General features: G+C 36.0%; 9 protein-coding genes. 8 read left to right on the top strand and 1 reads right to left on the bottom strand.

What is annotated here, in order from left to right:
• Positions 1-43: 43 nt before the first annotated feature.
• Entirely contained in the window at positions 44-1,399 is a 1,356-nt protein-coding gene (locus IC221_RS11280) for a sulfatase (RefSeq protein ID WP_188169072.1), read from the bottom strand.
• A gap of 396 nt (positions 1,400-1,795) precedes the next feature.
• On the opposite strand from IC221_RS11280, the gene IC221_RS11275 reads away from it, so the two are divergent.
• From IC221_RS11275 to IC221_RS11240, 8 genes are all read left to right on the top strand, one after another.
• Positions 1,796-4,129: a sugar-binding domain-containing protein gene (locus tag IC221_RS11275; RefSeq protein WP_188169071.1), complete on the top strand. Its 2,334-nt coding sequence runs from the start codon at positions 1,796-1,798 to the stop codon at positions 4,127-4,129.
• 8 nt (positions 4,130-4,137) lie between these two features.
• Positions 4,138-5,910, top strand: coding sequence for a right-handed parallel beta-helix repeat-containing protein (locus IC221_RS11270; RefSeq protein WP_188169070.1), 1,773 nt, complete (start codon positions 4,138-4,140; stop codon positions 5,908-5,910).
• Between the two features lie 424 nt (positions 5,911-6,334).
• On the top strand, positions 6,335-7,822 hold the full coding sequence (locus IC221_RS11265; protein ID WP_188169069.1) for a hypothetical protein: 1,488 nt from the start codon (positions 6,335-6,337) through the stop codon (positions 7,820-7,822).
• Positions 7,823-7,853: 31 nt separating this feature from the next.
• The gene (locus IC221_RS11260) at positions 7,854-8,576 is read left to right on the top strand and encodes a T9SS type A sorting domain-containing protein (protein WP_188169068.1); all 723 of its coding nucleotides are present in this window, start codon (positions 7,854-7,856) and stop codon (positions 8,574-8,576) included.
• 172 nt (positions 8,577-8,748) lie between these two features.
• Positions 8,749-11,019 carry a beta-galactosidase gene (locus IC221_RS11255; RefSeq protein ID WP_188169067.1) on the top strand — a complete coding sequence of 757 codons (2,271 nt, stop codon included), beginning with the start codon at positions 8,749-8,751 and terminating at the stop codon, positions 11,017-11,019.
• A gap of 149 nt (positions 11,020-11,168) precedes the next feature.
• Positions 11,169-13,067, top strand: a complete 1,899-nt coding sequence (locus tag IC221_RS11250; RefSeq protein ID WP_188169066.1) for a hypothetical protein — start codon at positions 11,169-11,171, stop codon at positions 13,065-13,067.
• Positions 13,068-13,414: 347 nt separating this feature from the next.
• On the top strand, positions 13,415-15,328 hold the full coding sequence (locus IC221_RS11245) for a hypothetical protein (RefSeq protein WP_188169065.1): 1,914 nt from the start codon (positions 13,415-13,417) through the stop codon (positions 15,326-15,328).
• A 273-nt stretch (positions 15,329-15,601) separates the two neighbouring features.
• Positions 15,602-18,169, top strand: coding sequence for a glycoside hydrolase family 2 TIM barrel-domain containing protein (locus tag IC221_RS11240; RefSeq protein ID WP_188169064.1), 2,568 nt, complete (start codon positions 15,602-15,604; stop codon positions 18,167-18,169).
• Positions 18,170-18,358 lie beyond the last annotated feature (189 nt).

Raw genomic sequence — 18,358 nt, 5'->3', positions numbered from 1 at the left:
AAGTCTCTGACTTCTATCAAAAACACTTGTATTTGTTCGGGTTTTAGTTGATAGGAGGATCCACCTTCTCCCAAGTAGAATACACTTCATTTTCCCAATCCAATAAAGCATCTTCCAACTCCTTTGCCACTTTGGTTTCTACCGTATACAGATCATTTTTCTCCGATTGATCCAAAGCGATATTGAATAAAGTTTTCTTCCCGCTATGGTATTTGACCAACTTCCAATCGTTTTGAATAACAGAAGCATATTGATCCTCATAGCTTCTCATAAAGTAGAGATTTCTATCCTTGATTTTCTTTTTCCCGTTGATAGTAGACCACAAACTGACCCCTTGAATGCCAGTATTTTTATATTTCTTTTGAGATGCGATTTCCATTAAAGTAGGGAAGATATCAATCGTAGAAACTGGAGTGTCGATTTCTTTTTTGTGGTTAGAAGGATCAGGCGTATGGATCAACATTGGTACTCTAGCACCACCTTCACCCAGCGTATTACCGCCAATTTTACCACCACTTAATGGAGCCTGAGAGAAAAATCCACCCTGATCAGAAGTCAGAATAATGATCGTATTTTCATCCAAACCTTTCAATTTCAAAGCCTCTCTAATTTGCCCGACCGATTCATCAACCGCAGTGACCATTGCCCCATATTGTTGTTCCCTTTTAGGTAAACCTTTGTATAAATCAAGGTGCTCTTTTTTACCTACATGTGGACCGTGCACACCATAGTACCAAAGCGAGATCATAAAAGGTTGTTCCTTATCGTAATCTTTAATAAAAGAAGTGGTTTGATTAGTCAAATTATCCGTTAAGAATTCCCCCTCTTTCATTTCACCAAATCCTGACTTAAAATAAGGTGGGTAATAGCTTTTAGGATGCCCCCAGTTGGTCGTGCCGTTTTGCTCATCAAACCCTTGATGAATGGGATGATAAGGCGTATGACCAAGGTGCCATTTTCCAAAGAAAGCATTATAATAACCGTATTCTTTTAAGGCTTCCGCGTAAGTCACTTCTTCCAAAGGAAGGTAATTAATGGACGGACGTTGTACAGGGTCTTTCTTCCAAAAACTAAATTTATCATCATTCGATCCATCCGGATTAGAATGTACAATATGTCTCACCATCTGCATGCGAACGGCTTCTTTTCCTGTCAAAATCGACGCTCTACTAGGACTACAAGTGGGAGTAGAAACATACGTTCTCGTAAACTCCATGCTCTCTTCCTTCAGTTGATTTATATTAGGTGTGACATATTTATTATTGCGATAGCCAACATCCATCCATCCCCAATCATCTACAAAAAGTAAAATGATATTGGGCGGTTCTTTGGCATAGGTGCTAGTATTTAATAGAAAAAATAGGAGGAAATGTCCTATATAAAAAAGTTGCTTGATCATATTCATTGCATTTCAATCGTAAAATTAGATTTTGTATTATTTCCTTTCATTTCGAAGTTGGGAGACAATAATCAGTTGCAAGTGACACTTTCGTTTAACACTTGAAACATGGTTTTTAATACTATTGACAAGGTCTTTTTTTTCTCTAAAATAGGGGTGGTTTTGCGTTTTTAATATGTATGTTTTAGTCAATTCAGCTTTTTATCTCATAATGGGGTATTGGTCAAAAACTATATAAAAACCTTATTTTTAATACTGTCAGATAGGTTATTTTGTATCTGATAGAAAAGTCGTACGTAAAAGGACTGATCATGTACGGAGAACAACATCAAATTTTTATTATTCATTGATATTTGGGTAGTGACATCGAATATTTTTGAATGAAATGAGATAAAAATGTTGAAGCTGATAGGATTAAATATTGTACTACTTATACTGTCATTTCAAGCCCTTGGAAGTGATAGAGTGAACTTTAATAGTTCTTGGAAATTTGTAAGAGAAGAAGCCCCTCTTAACGTAGATAAACTTCATAAATTAGATTTTGATGATAGTCAGTGGGAGGAAGTAACTTTACCGCACACTACACGATTAGAGCCTTTGGTAGTGAATGATCAATGGCAGGGAATTTCATGGTATAGAAAGAAATTTAAAGTGCAGTCGAACCCTGCAAAGAAGAGAATTTTTGTAGAGTTTGAAGGAGCGATGAACATTGCTGAAGTGTGGGTCAACGGGCAATATGTCAAGAAACATTTTGGAGGTTATTTACCATTTGTCATTGATATGACGGATTACGTTTCTTCTCAAAAGGAAAATGTGATTGTGGTGAAGTTGGATAATACAGATAGTGAGATTACAGGGCCGAAACCCTTAAAAATATTAGACTTCAATACCTATGGCGGTCTTTATAGAAATGTATGGTTGATTGAGAAAAATCCAGTGCATATTACTTTTCCATTGTTGGAAGAGAAAGTAGCTGGAGGTGGTATTTTTGTCAATTACCCTGAAGTAAACGCAAATAAGGCATCATTAAAAATTAAGACAGAAGTAAAGAATACGACTTCCAAAATACAGGAAGTAAAAGTGACGCAAACGCTTTACTTTAAAAATAAAAAAGTGATGAAATTCCAAGGTTCAACTTTTGAACTTTCATCTAATAATACAAAAACAGTCACACAAGATTTAAGTGTAAAGAAACCAAAACTTTGGGATACACACTCACCGCATTTATACCAATTGATGACGGAAGTGACCGTAGATGGTAAAGTGGTGGATCAACAGCGAACGACAATTGGTATCAAGAAAGTGGAGTTTGTAGGGACTGAATTGTATATCAATGGACAGAAAAGATATTTGAGAGGAACAAACAGGCATCAAGAGTATCCTTATGTGGGTTATGCATTGTCTGAACAAGCAGAAATTCGTGATGCAAAATTAATCAAGGAAGCCGGTTTTGATGTCATTCGTTTGTCGCATTACCCGCATTCTACAGCATTTATGAATGCTTGTGATTCATTGGGCTTATTGACAATTGATGCCATTTTAGGATGGCAATATTACAAACCAACGGACGGTTTTAGAAATCAGATTTTCCAGACGGCAAGAGATTTAATTAGAAGAGATAGAAACCATGCGAATGTATTGCTTTGGGAGGTTTCTTTGAATGAGACAAAAATGCCGTTGGAGTTTAGAAAGAAATTAAGTGCGATTGTAAAGGAAGAATATCCAATTGGAGCATCATACTCTGCAGGTTGGATGAACGAGGGGTATGATGTGTTCTTCCAAGCACGCCAACACCGTATTTTACATCCTGACGATCAGGAGCATTGGAAGGGACCTTACTTTGTTTCTGAGTATGGTGATTGGGAATATTACTCAAAAAATGCAGGTCTAAATCAACATCAATTAGACAAGCAAACACGATATGAAACATCAAGCCGACAAGCAAGAGCCTACGGTGAAAAACGATTATTACAACAGGCTTACAATGTACAAGAAGCATTAAACGACAACTTACAAACGACTGCTTTTGGAGACGGGTATTGGGTGATGTTTGATTACAATAGAGGCTACCATAAGGACATTGAATTTTCTGGGATTGCGGATATTTTTAGGATTGAGAAATTCGCTTATTATTTTTATCAATCTCAAAAAGACGCTTCTAAAAAAGAAGATGCCATGGTGAAAATTGCTTCTTATTGGGATGAAAACTCCCCTCTATCCCTGAAAGTGTATTCTAATTGTGAGGAAGTAAAGCTGTATCTTAATGATCAATTGATTGGTGAGCAAAAGCCAGATCAAGACCAAAAATCAACAAACCTTTCACATCCTCCATTTACATTTGCCTTGAAAGAATTTAAGAAAGGAACGCTAAGAGCGGAAGGGTATATCAAGGGAAAAAAAGTAAGAGAAGATTGGGTGAAAACACCTGAAAAAGCACATCATTTATCGATTGTTTTGGCAGACAGAGCAGTGCCTTTAGCTTCTCAAGATGTGGTCTTTGCCTACATCAAAGTGGTGGATGAAAACGGTACTTTGGTACACGATCACCAAGAAGAAATTAATGTATCACTAGAAGGGGATATCCAATTAATGAATACGGAAACGCTCACAACAGATGCCGGTATCGCAACAGCTTTGATCAAAATCAATAGCTTGAAAAAAGACATCAGCATCAAAGCAGTTTCTAAATCGGAACAATTAAAAGGAAGCCTTCAACGTAAACTAAACTAACAAACGACATGAAACTATTCATAATTCAATTTCTAATTTTGGTATTCGTGGTACCATCTTATGCGGAGAAAATTATTCCTATTCCTCGTCAAGGGGAGAGGGATATGACTTCCGTGGTGCGTGAAGCGATAGAAAATGCAAATGACAAGGAAATTAAATTGATTTTTGAGGAAGGAAAATATTATTTCCAACCTGATTTCGCCTACGAGAAATACTGTCCTATCACCAACCATAAAAACGGAATCAAACGTATTGCTTTCCCTTTTGAAAACTTTGAAAAAGTAACCATTGAAGGTAAGAATACAGAGCTGATTTTTAATGGTCAGATGTTTCCTTTCTTGATTGAAAACTGTCAGAATGTAAGCATCAAAAACATCAAAATTGACTGGAAAGTACCTTTTACAATTCAAGGAACGGTAGTAGCAGTCAATGAAAAAGAAGAGTGGATGGATGTAGTAATGGATACAGAAGGCTATTCATTTCAACTTAGAAGAGGACAATTACAATTCCCTAATATCAAGCATTTCACTTATTCCAGTTTAGGAAATACCTTGACTTTTGATCCGAAAACAAAAGCAGTGGCACACGGAGCATTAGATTTAAATGGTCGACCTGAAAAAGTAGAACGATTAGAGGGGAATAAGTACCGTTTCCATGGTCCAATGAGAAAATTTCCTACATTAAATAATAAGATCAATTTTAAAGGACCGCATGGCGATAACCGTTATGCACCTGCTTTTCAAATGATTTCTTCTAAAGATATTTCTTTTGATAATGTGATTGTACACCATGCTCTAGGAATGGGCTTTTTGGCGGAGAGAAGCGAAAATGTAACATTAAAAAATAGTGGTGTTTACACAAGAAAAGACAGTGACCGATTGATTTCTTCTACTGCTGATGCAACGCACTTTTGTAATGTAAAAGGAAAAGTTTTAGTGGAGAACTGCCGTTTTGAAAATATGTTGGATGATGCAACCAACGTGCATGGAACGTATGTTTCTATTGATAAAGTAGTAGATAAAAGAAGCGTAATTGTGAAGTTGGAGCACTACCAACAATATGGTTTTCAGTTTGCTGGAAAAGGAGATGAAATTTGGTGGATTCATCAACCAAGTCCAGACCGTCAAGCGAAAGTTTTAAAGGTTGCTTCTTATAAAGAACTCAATGAGGAATATACGCAGTTGACGTTTGAAAATGATCTTCCATCGGCATTAAAGAGGGGTGATTTGATGGAAAATAAAACATGGAATCCTGAGTTTACCATGAGAGGATGTACCATGCAAAATCATAGAGCAAGAAATATTGTACTGAAAACTCCTGAGAAAATTGTGATTGAGGAGAACTACTTCTCATCGAGTATGTCGGCCGTTTTCTTCAGAGGAGAATCATTCCATTGGTTTGAATCAGGACAAGTAGAAGATGTATTGATTCAAAACAACACTTTTTATAATTGTGCGACAAGTGGTATGGAACATGCTGTATTGTATATCACTCCAAGATTAGGAAAAGCAACGGATAAGAAAGCTATTTATGATAGAAATATCCGCTTTATCAACAACAAAATCAACACTTTTGATAGCCGAATTGTATGGGCGTATAATGTGGATGGTTTGTTGATTAAAGGAAACGAAATCATCAAAAATAATGAATTAGAAGCGATCCATCCTGATCGTCCAATTTTTGAATTCAACCACTGTAAAAACGTGGAAATTGGTAAAAACAAAATCAAAGGTTTTGAGGAAGTGATCATTAAAGAAGATGGTCAGCTGAGAGATATGTGATTTTTTAGGTAAGAAGGAAGAGGGATGAGGTAAGGTGGTTCGTGAGTCGCAAAGCATTGCGTCTCTACAGGAGTTGTATTTTCAATGTAATGAATAGCTATATTGAAAAGGTGTCGTCTTGTAGAGCCACAATGCCTTGTGGCTCACGAACCATCATTAAAACCACTTTACGAACCATTATATTTAACGTTAACCCCATGTAATCTACCATCATTTCGATGTACCTAAAAGTAAATTCATTTTCATTTCAATAGAAACATCATTCTAACGGAAAACAACGTTCATCTTTTTATTTCATTCTACATTGGAGCTAGAAATCAATTCAAGCAGTTTGCAAACTAAGTTTAATTGAAATCAACAGCTAGCTATTAAAATGAATGAAAATTAGGGTATTAAATGAGATACTCTGTAAATGAAATGAACAATGAATTATTCTTACAATCACATTAAGAGTAACTGGATTGGTAAGTTACTTTTGATAGGCATGACTTCGTTGTGTCTGCACTTTTCTACCTATGCTCAACGAACAGTGGGTACAACACGAGCAACCGTTGGGACTAAAAACCTGACCTTCTTTTTGGATAAAGTAACGGTCAATGAAACTGTTGTTTATAGAGATGGTATTGCAACAGCTTCACAAATCAATAGCGAGATTGACCGACTTTCTGGCCTTGGTGGAGGAGTCATCAAGTTTAATCCGGGGACTTATACTTTGGGGCAAATCAACCTTAAATCTAATATCAGAATTGAGGTTGGCAACAATGTGAAATTTATCATTGATAGAAGTGGCGGAAATAATACCTTATTTAATTTAGGTAGAAATTCTAGTTCTAATCAAGCCGTGATTTCCAATGTAGAAATTATTGGTGCTTCAGAAAGTGCATCGACTTGGTTTGAGATTGATTTAAGCAATTTTGCACCACTCGAAACAGCTACACCATTTAAGGTAGCCTATGTTAAGAATTTTGCGATCTCGAGGTTTGTCATCACTGATAATTACACTTTAAACCCCTCAGTGTTTTTGGTGGCCGATAGTAAATTCTTAGGAAGAGATTCCAGTGGTCGGTTGAATTATGATTTATCGACTTTCAATAGAATTCCAATGCAAGGCGTGGTGAAAAACGCAAAAGCAACAGGCATTGGAACGGGATATGCCTTGGTACAGCCTTTCAGTGGAAAACGTATTTACATGGAAAACTTGGAAGGGGAGCAAGGAATCACTGTAAGACTAGAGCCAGGAAGTGGAAAAGCCAATGACGATTTGAACCTTACTTCGAATCAAAAAATGGGTTCAATAGATGATATTTACATCAAAAACGTGTCTAATAAATTAGGTTTCTGCGCTTTATTCATTAAACCGCACTCTAAGATTTGTAATAACATTTACGCTACGGATCTGTATGCTGAAAACAGTTTATCGACCCTTTACATTGCGTCAGCGAGTTTATTACCACAATCAAGAAGAGGGAAATTTACTAATGCCACATTTGAGAATATCACTTTTAAACAGACGATAACTAATACGGTTTCTAATGGCACAAACAATCTTGTCGCTTCCAATTATCCGGCGGACACGGGAATTGAAGGATTGAGATTTATGTCAGAATTGGCCCGTCAGAAATTGGTGACCGTGAGAAACAGCAGATCGCCAAAACCGGGAGTGTATTCATTGATTATCAAAGATGCCGGCGGACAACGTTATAAAACGCATCCTATCGCACCGATTATGTTTACTGCAAAATTCTCCCAAAATACAATCGGAAATATCACGGGCCGATACAATGTAAATATTCCGAACGAATCAGCGATAACAGTGCAAGGAGGAGCTTTTTCGGGAGATAAAGTAGTGTATAGAAATGAAGCTAGAGTAATCACAACCGGCGCTTCAGATGACGACTATATCTATGAATAATCTCTTATTTAACCTTTTAAACAAAGAAAACATGAAAAAGCTATTTTTGATTTCGCTTTTGTTGAATACAACATTTTTATTCGCTCAAAATAAAACAACCGCCTTCGATACCGATATTTTATCATCCTCTGATTATGTGGTGGGTGTTCCTTATCTCTTAGAAAATGATGGGACAATCAATGGCATTCAATTAGAGAATAACGCGACCGAAGTACAAGCCCAATTTGGGATTTATGCTGATGATAACGATGGTCCGGGGGCGTTAATATACACCTCAGATATCGTACAACTTTCCGAGAAAAATCTCCAAGTATCCTTTCAAGATATTGAATTGGAAAAAGGGAAATATTGGATCATGACCAATTATAAGACGGAAGGAAAACACCTTAAGGCAGATATTTCAAACCCTTTAGCGAAGGTGTATTACAAGTCGTCTAAATTCGGTCAAGCCTTTCCTTCTTTGGGGTATGATTTTGAAATGTACGAAGGGCATCAATTTCCCATTAAATTATTGATGCAACCTAAAGAAGTGAAACCTCTATTTGAAGTTTTCCCTAATCCAACCGTAGGACAATTGCATATCAATGGCACTCAAAAAGAATATAATATTACGGTTTTCGATAGTAATGCGAAAAAAGTACTTTCTTTGAGAAGCCACGATTATAATACTGTTTTGGAAATGGAATCACTTCAAAAAGGAACCTATTATGTAACGATTGAGGGGGAAGAGACTTTTAGAGTTTTGAAGAAATAAACAGGTGGTTCGTGTACCATAGTTAAAACTATGGGCAGGTGATAGAGTAACCTAATCAAGACTGTAGTCTTGAAGGTTAAAAACGGAAACATCACTTTAGTGTTGTTGGAATCAGTATCACTTGCCCATGACTTTAGTCGTGGTGCGCGAGCCACTAATAATACTTACGAATATGAAACGACAAACAAACTATCCATTTTTTATCCTTCTATTATTGTGTGTCACATTTACTGTACAAGCACAAGATTTAAAAGAAGCGATTTCCACCAAACAAAAAGCCCTTCAGACATTGATTAAAAAAGCGGAGAAGAAAGGGATTGATGTGACGAAAGAAAAAAGTACAATCAGGACGGCTGAAATTTGCGGTCAATTTGCTGATTGGGACGAGAAGAATATTGACAGAAATGAAGCCTTATTTAAAAAAGTAAAAAGGTATAAGGAAGAGGCACGCAAAACAGCAGAGGAATTACCTACTTTCGAAAGAAATGAAATCTTACTGATGTTGGAAGAAGGGGAAGAAAGATTATCGTTAGCATTAAAAGGCAAGATCAGTAAACAAGAAGTGCCTATTATAGATTGGAGTAAAACGGAGATTGTCGGCGATGATGTGATGTATAACGGTCAGCCTGTTTTCTTAGCGGATTATTCTTGGAAACCGAAAACAGATTATCTTACAGAGTACCACGGTAACTTAGATGGTATTTTTATATCTACTCGTTTTTTAGAAGATGAAGAAGGGACATTAAAGAAACGTTTCAAACAAGAATTGATCAATCAGCCCTCAGGTAGAATTGGTACAGCATTTATCAATCACTTGAGTCCACCAGAGTGGTTTACAGAAAAATATCCAGAAGCATCAATAGGGAAAAGAAGGTATTTTGATTACGATATTGATCATCCTGCCTCAAGAGAATTAGTAAGTCTGCTTTTTAAAGAAGTGGTGCCTCATATCAAAGGCAAGAAGTATAGTAGTTTGGGTTATATGCTTGCGAATGAACCGCATTGGCATACCAAAGCGAAGTCATGGGATACAGGAACAGTTTCAGATTATACTTTAGCAAAATTTAGAAATTACCTAAAAGAAAAGCACCAGACGATTTCAGCATTAAATCAAGTTTGGGAAACGAATTATGCTGACTTTAAGAGTGTGAAGGTGACGATCCCCATGGCAGGTGAATTACAAGGAACTGCTATTTGGTACGATTGGATGCGTTTTAATCAATTAAGGGGAGTAGAATGGTTTCAGTTTTTGTCCGATGAGATTCATAAATATGATCCCGAAGGAAATACACATATCAAGATTATGCCCCATCTCTTTTCAGAAAACACAAGAGATCACGGTATTGACTTAGAGGCTTTGACGGCTTTATCGACAGTGATTGGTAATGATGCCGGAGCAGTGTATTCTGATATGTGGCAGAAAAAAGAGCCGGAATGGGCTTCGAAATATTACTTTGATTGGAGACAGATGTGTATGGGCTATGATTTTATGAAATCAGTGAGTCCAGAAAAGTTAGTCTTTAATTCAGAAGGTCACTTTATCTCAACGATTCGTTTTAGAGAGTTGAAAATGAAGCCGGAGTACGCAAGAGCTACTTATTGGTTGGCGACAATGTTAGGTTTAGATGTGATTCAAACGTGGTTTTGGCCAAGAGGAGAAGATGGTTCTTTACGAAAAAATTCAAAAGGCTATGCCGCTTCTTTAACACAAATGCCACGTGTATTGAATGAAATCACATTGACGTATATGGATATGAATGCCAATGCTTCGTTGCTGACCAAGATTCAGAAATTAAGAAAACCGATCCGTGTATTTCACTCCGAAACATCAGCCATCAACATCGACAATCACATGGACAAAGAGTATCATGCCTATGAACGCTTCTTGTTTGAAGGAAGAGCTGTCGGTTTTGTAACAGAAGGAATATTAAATACACAACCTCATCAAGATTGGGATGTAGTGGTGATTGAAGAAACGCCATTTATGACGGTTGGTGAAAGGGATGCTTTGCAATCTTATTTAGATAAAGGTGGTAAAGTAGTGATGGATAAAAAGAGTGTTTTGAAAGATGAATACGGTCAGCCTTTAACTGCTTTAAATGCCGGAAAAGGGACATTAATTATTGCTCAAAATTCGGATGAAATTCAAGGTAAAGTATTAGGCCTCATAGCTCCAACTTCACTACAGATTTCAGAAGAAAATGCAACGAGTCATAAAGGTTGTATTTGGCGCTACTTTGAAGATGAGGAAAAAGACAAGTGGGTATCTATAGTCAATGTAGGTAAGACGGAAGCTACACTTAAAATTGCCTTGACAGAAGGACAAAAAGACATTCAAATAACGGATGTGATTACTTCAGAAACACTTCAACAAACCTTCAAAATGCAACCGCTTCAAGTTTATTTTTTGAATGTAGGCACTGATCAAAAGAAAGGCTTATAATCATTTGATTGGAGATGTATACTATGCGTCAATAAAAGGTGACTTTGAGTGCACATTCATTTGTGAATCTTGATTTTTAATGCCGTTTTCCATGATATTGTGGATGGAACATGTACTCAAAGTCACAATTTTTTTAATTATCTATTGAAATGAAATACCTTTCTCTACTCCAATTATTACTGCTAATTTGCACCGTTTCAAGTACTACTTTTGCTCAAGACCCAGTACAAGAAACAGCTGAAGTGTTTTTTCCTGAAAAAGTAGTTTTAGCACTCAATCATCCTTACTATAATTTCAGTATCAATGATGCTTATTTGAAAGGGATGAAATATGAATCTACTCTGGGTGAAGCCGAAGTGAAAAAGCATTATAGAACAACTGTTCCGCAAGTTTCTATGATGGGTAATCCCATGGAAAATAGTGATTCATATGAATACGAAATGAGGTCTGCAAAATTGATGGGTATTGATGGATTTAAATTTGAATTCAGACCACTGGGAACAGATTATTATATCAATCAATTTAAGAAGATTTTTTCTGCTTACATGAAAGTAGCAGAGGATAAAAATATTGATTTCAAATTCTCTATCGCTATCGAGATGGACCGTACTCAAAATATTCCGGTTTCATATCTTTTAATGAAAGTAGAGAATACATTGAATGAGTTGTTCAAGTCAACCAACTATTCTAAGAAATGGTTGAGAACAGGAAATAATAAAGTTATTGTCTTTACGAAATTCACACAAAAAGTAATTGATGAAGGCTTAGAAAAAAAGTACACGAAGCAATTTCTTGCAGACCCTAGTTTGATGAAGAAAGTAGCGGATGTGTATACTTCTCTTAAAAAAGGACTAAATGATGATGTCGCTTTTGTATATCAAGGTGATTTTATTGGTAACAACCGTTTTATGCATCAGGTTTTGGATCACTTCCCAGCTATTTATACCCTAAGAGGTATTCAGAGTTATGAGGTAGGTATGGACCGTTTGGCAGAAGTGTGTAAGAAAAGAAATCGTCCTTTTATACAAAGCGTTTATTCAGATCTTCAAGGCGCCAATCGTCATAGTGTGAAGACTAACCGAATCATACAAAATACAAACACCACCGATAAAGAGACCTTTGTAAAAGCACATAATTATAAGATGACTTCAGACTTACGTAAGTTGCTAGAGAAAGGCTTAAAGAGAGATGCAGATATGATGTTTGTGTCTTCATGGAACTATTATGATAATGGTTCACACTTTGCACCAGAGTTACATCATGGTTATGGATTAGGATTGATTTTAAAATACTATAAAAACAAATGGTTGGATGGTAATTTTGAATCTCATGAAGACATGGTTTTTACTTCTTTTAAAAATTATTTGCCCGGAGAGTTGAATCAAAATAATGGGGTTCAAATCAGATTTAGAAATAAAGAAAAGTATCAGTTGCAAGATTTGGACAGTGTAGAAGTAGTTACGGTTTTGAAAGAAGGAGGAGATGTCTATTTTAATGAAAAATACTTGGGCTTTGCACCAAAAGGGATTCATGCTTTTTATGTAGAAAAGGAGAAAGGTAAAATGCAGGTGAAGGTCAAAAGAGATAAAAATACGGTTGTGGATTATACGGTACCTAAACAAATAATAGGCAAAGAAGACAAAACCGATTTTATCACATATACTTTCAGCAATTTAGACAGATCATATGCTCAGTTGAATCAGAATATTATTTTGGACAATGAAATGCATAGAATGAGAAATAGATTTTTGATTTCTAAAGATGATGAAATTAAATGGAGATTATCAGCGTCAAAACGTTTCTTAGATAATCTTCAAGCGATGTATGACTACGGATCATTTTCGTCAAAATGTCTTGATATGCAAGAGAAGAACTACAAGAAGTACAAGCAGCAAATCAAGGAAATTTTGCCGGAATTTAATTATGGTATCTGGCTGGAATTGGAAGAAAGTGCAATGAACAATGAAGGGATTCCAATAGTGGAAGATAATTTAAATGAAGCGCTGAAAGGCTATAATATTTTGCCGGAATATACGAAACAGAAATAATTAGTAAGAGGTTTAAAAGTGTAAATGTGTGTTTCGTGCACCATAGTCAAAACTATAGAAAGGTGCTCTAATAATCGGTCTATGACTTTACTTATGGTGCACGATATTTTTTCTCTAGTTACGACTAAAATAGGGTAAACCTGAATAGGAATGACCGTTGGTAATGAGAAAAATTTAAAGCTATTTTCGTTAGATAAGAACTCAAATTGAAGCTATCTTTCAATAAAAAGTAGCTGTCCGTACACATTAATGGGAGCAGGTTGATTCATATTACCATCAATCAAGATATTGTGATCTAAGTTTTCTGAACTACTGTTTACTTATGTCACACTATTACAACGATTGAAATGAAATACAACTTTATACTCCAATTCTTCATCTTGCTGAACGTAGTCTATTTTCCAATTTTTGCACAAAATTCTGTACAAGAAACCGCAGAAGTTTTTTTCCCAGAGAAAGTGGTCATGGCACTCAATCATCCTTATTACAATTACAGTATTAACGATGCCTATTTGAAAGGGATGAAATATGATGCAACATTTGGAGATCCGAATTCAAAAGAATATTACAGAACTACTGTACCGTTGGTTTCTATAATGACCAACCCCATGGAAAACAGTGATGCTTTTGAATTTGAAATGAAGTCTGCAAAGTTGATGGGAATTGATGGCTTTCAATTTGAATTGAGACCATCAGCAGGAGATTATTATTTGAATCGTTTTAAAAAAATATTTACTGATTATGTAAAGGTCGCAGAAGACAATAACATTGACTTTAAGTTTTCTATAGTAGTAGACATGAAAAGGAGTAAAAAAATGCCTGTTTCATTACTGCTGATGAAGGTAGGGAATACATTAAACGAATTGTTTAAAGCGACCAATTATTCCAAGAAGTGGTTAAGAACAGGAAATAACAAAGTTGTTGTTTTCCTTAAATATCCTCAAAAGGTGATGGATGAAGGTTTTGGTAAAAAATACGTCGAACCGTTTATAGCAAACCCTAATCTCATCAAAAATGTAGCGGAAGTATATGAATCATTAAGAAAGGGATTGGTGGATGATGTAGCATTTGTCTATCAGGCAGATCATGTGGCAGATCCTCAACTTGTCAATCAAATCTTGGATTATTTTCCTGCGATTTATACTTCAAGTAGCACTCAAAATTATGCATTAGGCATAGAGCGTTTAGCAGAAGTCTGTAAAGAAAGAAATCGTCCTTTTATCCAATGTGTTTTTTCGGAGTTGAAAGGTACAAAGCGTTATGATGTTCATACGGATAAAAAATTGTCGACCATGAAAGGAAAAACATCAAAGATGGCAGATAAAGAAACTTACGTTAGGGCACATAACTATAAGATGACCTCTATGCTCCGTGATTTATTAGAAAAAGGCATTGAAAGAGACGCGGATATGTTGACGGTTTACTCATGGAACTTTTTCAATAGAGGAACCCACTTTGCACCAGAACTACATCATGGATATGGGTTGGGAATAATCTTGAATTATTATAAAAATAGATGGTTGAACAGCGACAAAGAATTGGAAAATGAGGTCGTATTAATATCGTTTAAAAACTTTCTTCCCGGTGAGCTTAATCAAACTAAAGGAGTGAAAGTTAAATTTAGGGAGAAGGAGCAGTTGTATTTAAATGATTTAGATAGTGTAGAGGTAGTAACACAATTAAAAGAGGGGGGAGAGGTGTATTTCAATAACCAATATATGGGCTTTGCTCCAAAAGGAATTCATGCCTTTTATGCGTTAAAGGAGAAAGGAAAAATGGAGGTCAAAGTGAAAAGAGAGAAGCTGACGGTACTAGAATATACCACACCAAAGGAGGTAATAGGAAAACAAAGTTATACTGATTTCTTGACCTATTCATTTTCCAACTTAGATGATTTTTATGCAACGGCAAACCAAAATATCATCTTGGAAAATGAGATGAATAGCATGAGAAATAGATTTCTGATTTCTAAAGTGGATGAAGTAAAATGGAGAAATGCGGCTACCAAACGTTTCTCTGATAATCTTACAGCAATGTACCAATACGGATTATCTTCAAATAAATACTTAGAAATTCAAGAGAAAAATTATAAGAAATATAAACAGCAAATCAAGGAGATTCTTACGGAGTTTAATTATAGTATCTGGCTGGAATTAGAGGAAAGTGCGAAGAAGCAGGAAGGAATTCCAATGTTTGAGGATAATCAGAATGAAGCCTTGAAAGGATACAATATACTTCCAGAATATACAAAACAGAAATAGAGGATAAACAGATAACAGGTGTGATGAATAGAGTGTATAAAATGTTGATTGTCAATTTAGGAATCAACAAATGTGATCCGCCTAGAATAATTATAATGTATGATTAGCGGATCACAATAGATGCTAACAAACAAATTTTTTAAAGGATATGACAATGTTGTATCCTTTTTTGTAATAGACACTTTCAGCAACTTATTCTTTTCAGAAAAAAACACCTGATTTGCTTACAATGGCGAACTTCAACTTAAAATTAAGTTTTAAATAAAGTATGAGATGAGCGTATTAAAAGTAAACCTACTATTAGCATTATTACTCTTTCAGAGTGTACAATTGTATGCACAAAACAAGATCAATTTTAATGCAGATTGGTCATTCCAATTGGAAGACTCGGTTCAATTTACATTGAGCAACTATTCTACGGATCATTGGCGAAAGCTGAACTTACCTCATGATTGGACCATTGAGAAGGACTTTTCCAACAAGTTTGAAGGGTGTACTGCTTTTTCTCCTGGGGGAATTGGTTGGTACAGTAAGACTTTTGAAACTCCCATTCAAAAAGAACAGAAGTGTTTTGTCGTTTTTGATGGCGTATACAACAACGCAGAATTTTGGGTGAATGGAATGAAAATAGGGGCACATCCTTATGGTTATGCACCCATTTATTTTGACATGACAAATTATCTTCACAAGGACGGAACACCCAACCGAATTATGGTACGCGTAGACCATAGTCGTTATGCAGACTCACGTTGGTATACAGGTTCTGGTATCTATAGAAATGTACATTTAGTTGTAACAGAAGATGTGTTGATTCCTGTTTGGGGGACTTTTGTAACGACACCTAAGGTCACCAATACAAATGCAACGGTAGATGTGAAAGTAGATCTTTTGAATACAACAAGAGAAGGAGTTAATTCCAAAATTCAATTATCTATTGTAGATCAGCAAGGAGCAGAAGTGTATCAGAAAGAAGAAGCAATTCAACTGCATGCCGATGGACAGGAAACGTATCAACATTCTTTTGAGATTCAAAACCCTCAACTTTGGGGAATAGATCAGCCTCATTTATATCAAGCAAGAATTAAACTCTATAATAACGGAGTATTAGCACAGACTGAAAATGTTACTTTTGGAATACGAAAACTGTTTTTTGATAAAGATAAAGGTTTTTTCTTGAATGATGAGCCTGTAAAAATCAAAGGAGTATGTTTGCATCATGATGCCGGATTGGTGGGGACTGCCGTACCCAAAGATGTATGGAGACAAAAGCTGACTTTATTGAAAGAAGGTGGTTGTAATGCGATAAGAACGTCACACAATCCTGCATCCGATGAGTTTTTAGACCTTTGTGACGAGCTAGGCTTTTTGGTGCAAAATGAGTTTTATGATGAATGGGATTTACCAAAAGACAAGCGTTATAATATGCATGACAAAGAGGTAGATTATATCACAAGAGGGCACTCAGAACATTTTCAGAAATGGGCAAAAACAGATCTAGAAAATACGATGTTATCCAGTAGAAATCACCCCAGTATTTTTCAATGGAGCATCGGTAATGAAATAGAGTGGACATACCCTGGAAACAGAGGAGCAACTGGAATTTTTAAAGAAACCAATAAAGATGATAAAATAGATTGGACACTTTGGAGAACAGAAATCCCACCGCATACTCCAGAAGAGGTAAAAGCATTTTGGAGAGCTTTTCCGGAGCAGACTTATAACATTGGCGCAACAGCCAAAAAGTTAGCCGATTGGACAAGAGCATTGGACACCACGAGGTACGTCACTGCTAATTGTATTTTACCTACTTCTAGTTTCGAAACAGGATATACAGATGTGTTAGATGTCGTTGGGTTTAGTTACAAACCGCATAAGTATGATTACTTTAAAGAGACATATCCTCACAAAGTTATGATGGGAACAGAAAACGTTCCGAGGTGGTATGAATGGAAAGCGGCTGTAGAAAGAGATTATATAGCCGGTATTTTTCTTTGGACAGGCATCGATTACTTGGGGGAGAGAAGAAATCGTGAATGGCCTCTAAAAGCTACGCCACATGGCTTGTTAGATACAGCAGGTTTTCCAAGGGCTTCTTTTTATATGTTTAAGGCTTTATGGAGGGAGGATATTCCAGTAATTAACATGTATACACAATTAGCCCAGAAGTCCATCTACAAAGTAAATGAAGAAGGTGTTGTAGTTGAAAAGAAAAAAGGATACTGGGAATTAGCTCCAAGGGAATGGCAGGAAGTCAATGCACATTGGAATTATGAGAAGGGAGAAAAGACCATTGTGGAAGTGTATGCCAATTGTGATGAAGTGGAATTATTCCAAAATGGAAAATCACTTGGTGTTCAGTATTTAAAGGATCAGGAAGATTACACCTACAAATGGGCAGTGGATTTCAAAAAAGGGAAGTTAGAAGCCAAAGGAAAAAGAAACGGAGAAAAGGCTTCAGTATCACTTCAAACTGTAGACGAACCATTTGCTATTCAAATCATTGCTGACAAGACAGATTTGCTTTCGAATGATACCGATGTTGTTAAATTAGTAGCACAATTGGTGGATAAAAAAGGAAAAGCCGTGAAATATTTAGAAGAAGAAGTTACATTTGAAATAGAAGGTCTTCATCGATTTTTAGGGACAGATGCTGGTGATACTAGAACGATTATCAATTATAAACACCATTCTCGTGAAACCGTCAATGGACAATGTCTGATGATGTTACAAGCCACTGAGAATCCTAGTACCGTAAAAGTGACTGCCTATGCTAAAAATAAACAATTAGGATCGAATGAAGTGATTATAAATATCAATCAAAATTCAACTGTAGAACAATAAATAGATCACTTATGGGAGAATTTTTAGTCCCAAAAGTGTGGTTTTATGATCAAATAAAAGGAATGAACGCAAACCATCATTCCTTTTACCTAAAGTGACATCTCAAGAGAAAAACAACGCTAAATTGTCCTATCAATATTTTTTTAATGAATAAATGCTAGGATAAAAGCACACAAGAAACATTACCTT

Origin of the sequence: Flammeovirga sp. EKP202 (genome assembly GCF_014534745.1) — a bacterium.
Classification (GTDB): Bacteria; Bacteroidota; Bacteroidia; order Cytophagales; family Flammeovirgaceae; genus Flammeovirga.
This window is presented reverse-complemented; position numbering and strand designations above follow the sequence as displayed.

What these genes read in the sequence shown, in the direction of transcription:
- IC221_RS11280 (WP_188169072.1), bottom strand. Translation starts at nt 1,399, where the DNA reads ATGATCAAGCAACTTTTTTATATAGGACATTTCCTCCTATTTTTTCTA.
- IC221_RS11275 (WP_188169071.1), top strand. Translation starts at nt 1,796, where the DNA reads ATGTTGAAGCTGATAGGATTAAATATTGTACTACTTATACTGTCATTT.
- IC221_RS11270 (WP_188169070.1), top strand. Translation starts at nt 4,138, where the DNA reads ATGAAACTATTCATAATTCAATTTCTAATTTTGGTATTCGTGGTACCA.
- IC221_RS11265 (WP_188169069.1), top strand. Translation starts at nt 6,335, where the DNA reads ATGAATTATTCTTACAATCACATTAAGAGTAACTGGATTGGTAAGTTA.
- IC221_RS11260 (WP_188169068.1), top strand. Translation starts at nt 7,854, where the DNA reads ATGAAAAAGCTATTTTTGATTTCGCTTTTGTTGAATACAACATTTTTA.
- IC221_RS11255 (WP_188169067.1), top strand. Translation starts at nt 8,749, where the DNA reads ATGAAACGACAAACAAACTATCCATTTTTTATCCTTCTATTATTGTGT.
- IC221_RS11250 (WP_188169066.1), top strand. Translation starts at nt 11,169, where the DNA reads ATGAAATACCTTTCTCTACTCCAATTATTACTGCTAATTTGCACCGTT.
- IC221_RS11245 (WP_188169065.1), top strand. Translation starts at nt 13,415, where the DNA reads ATGAAATACAACTTTATACTCCAATTCTTCATCTTGCTGAACGTAGTC.
- IC221_RS11240 (WP_188169064.1), top strand. Translation starts at nt 15,602, where the DNA reads ATGAGCGTATTAAAAGTAAACCTACTATTAGCATTATTACTCTTTCAG.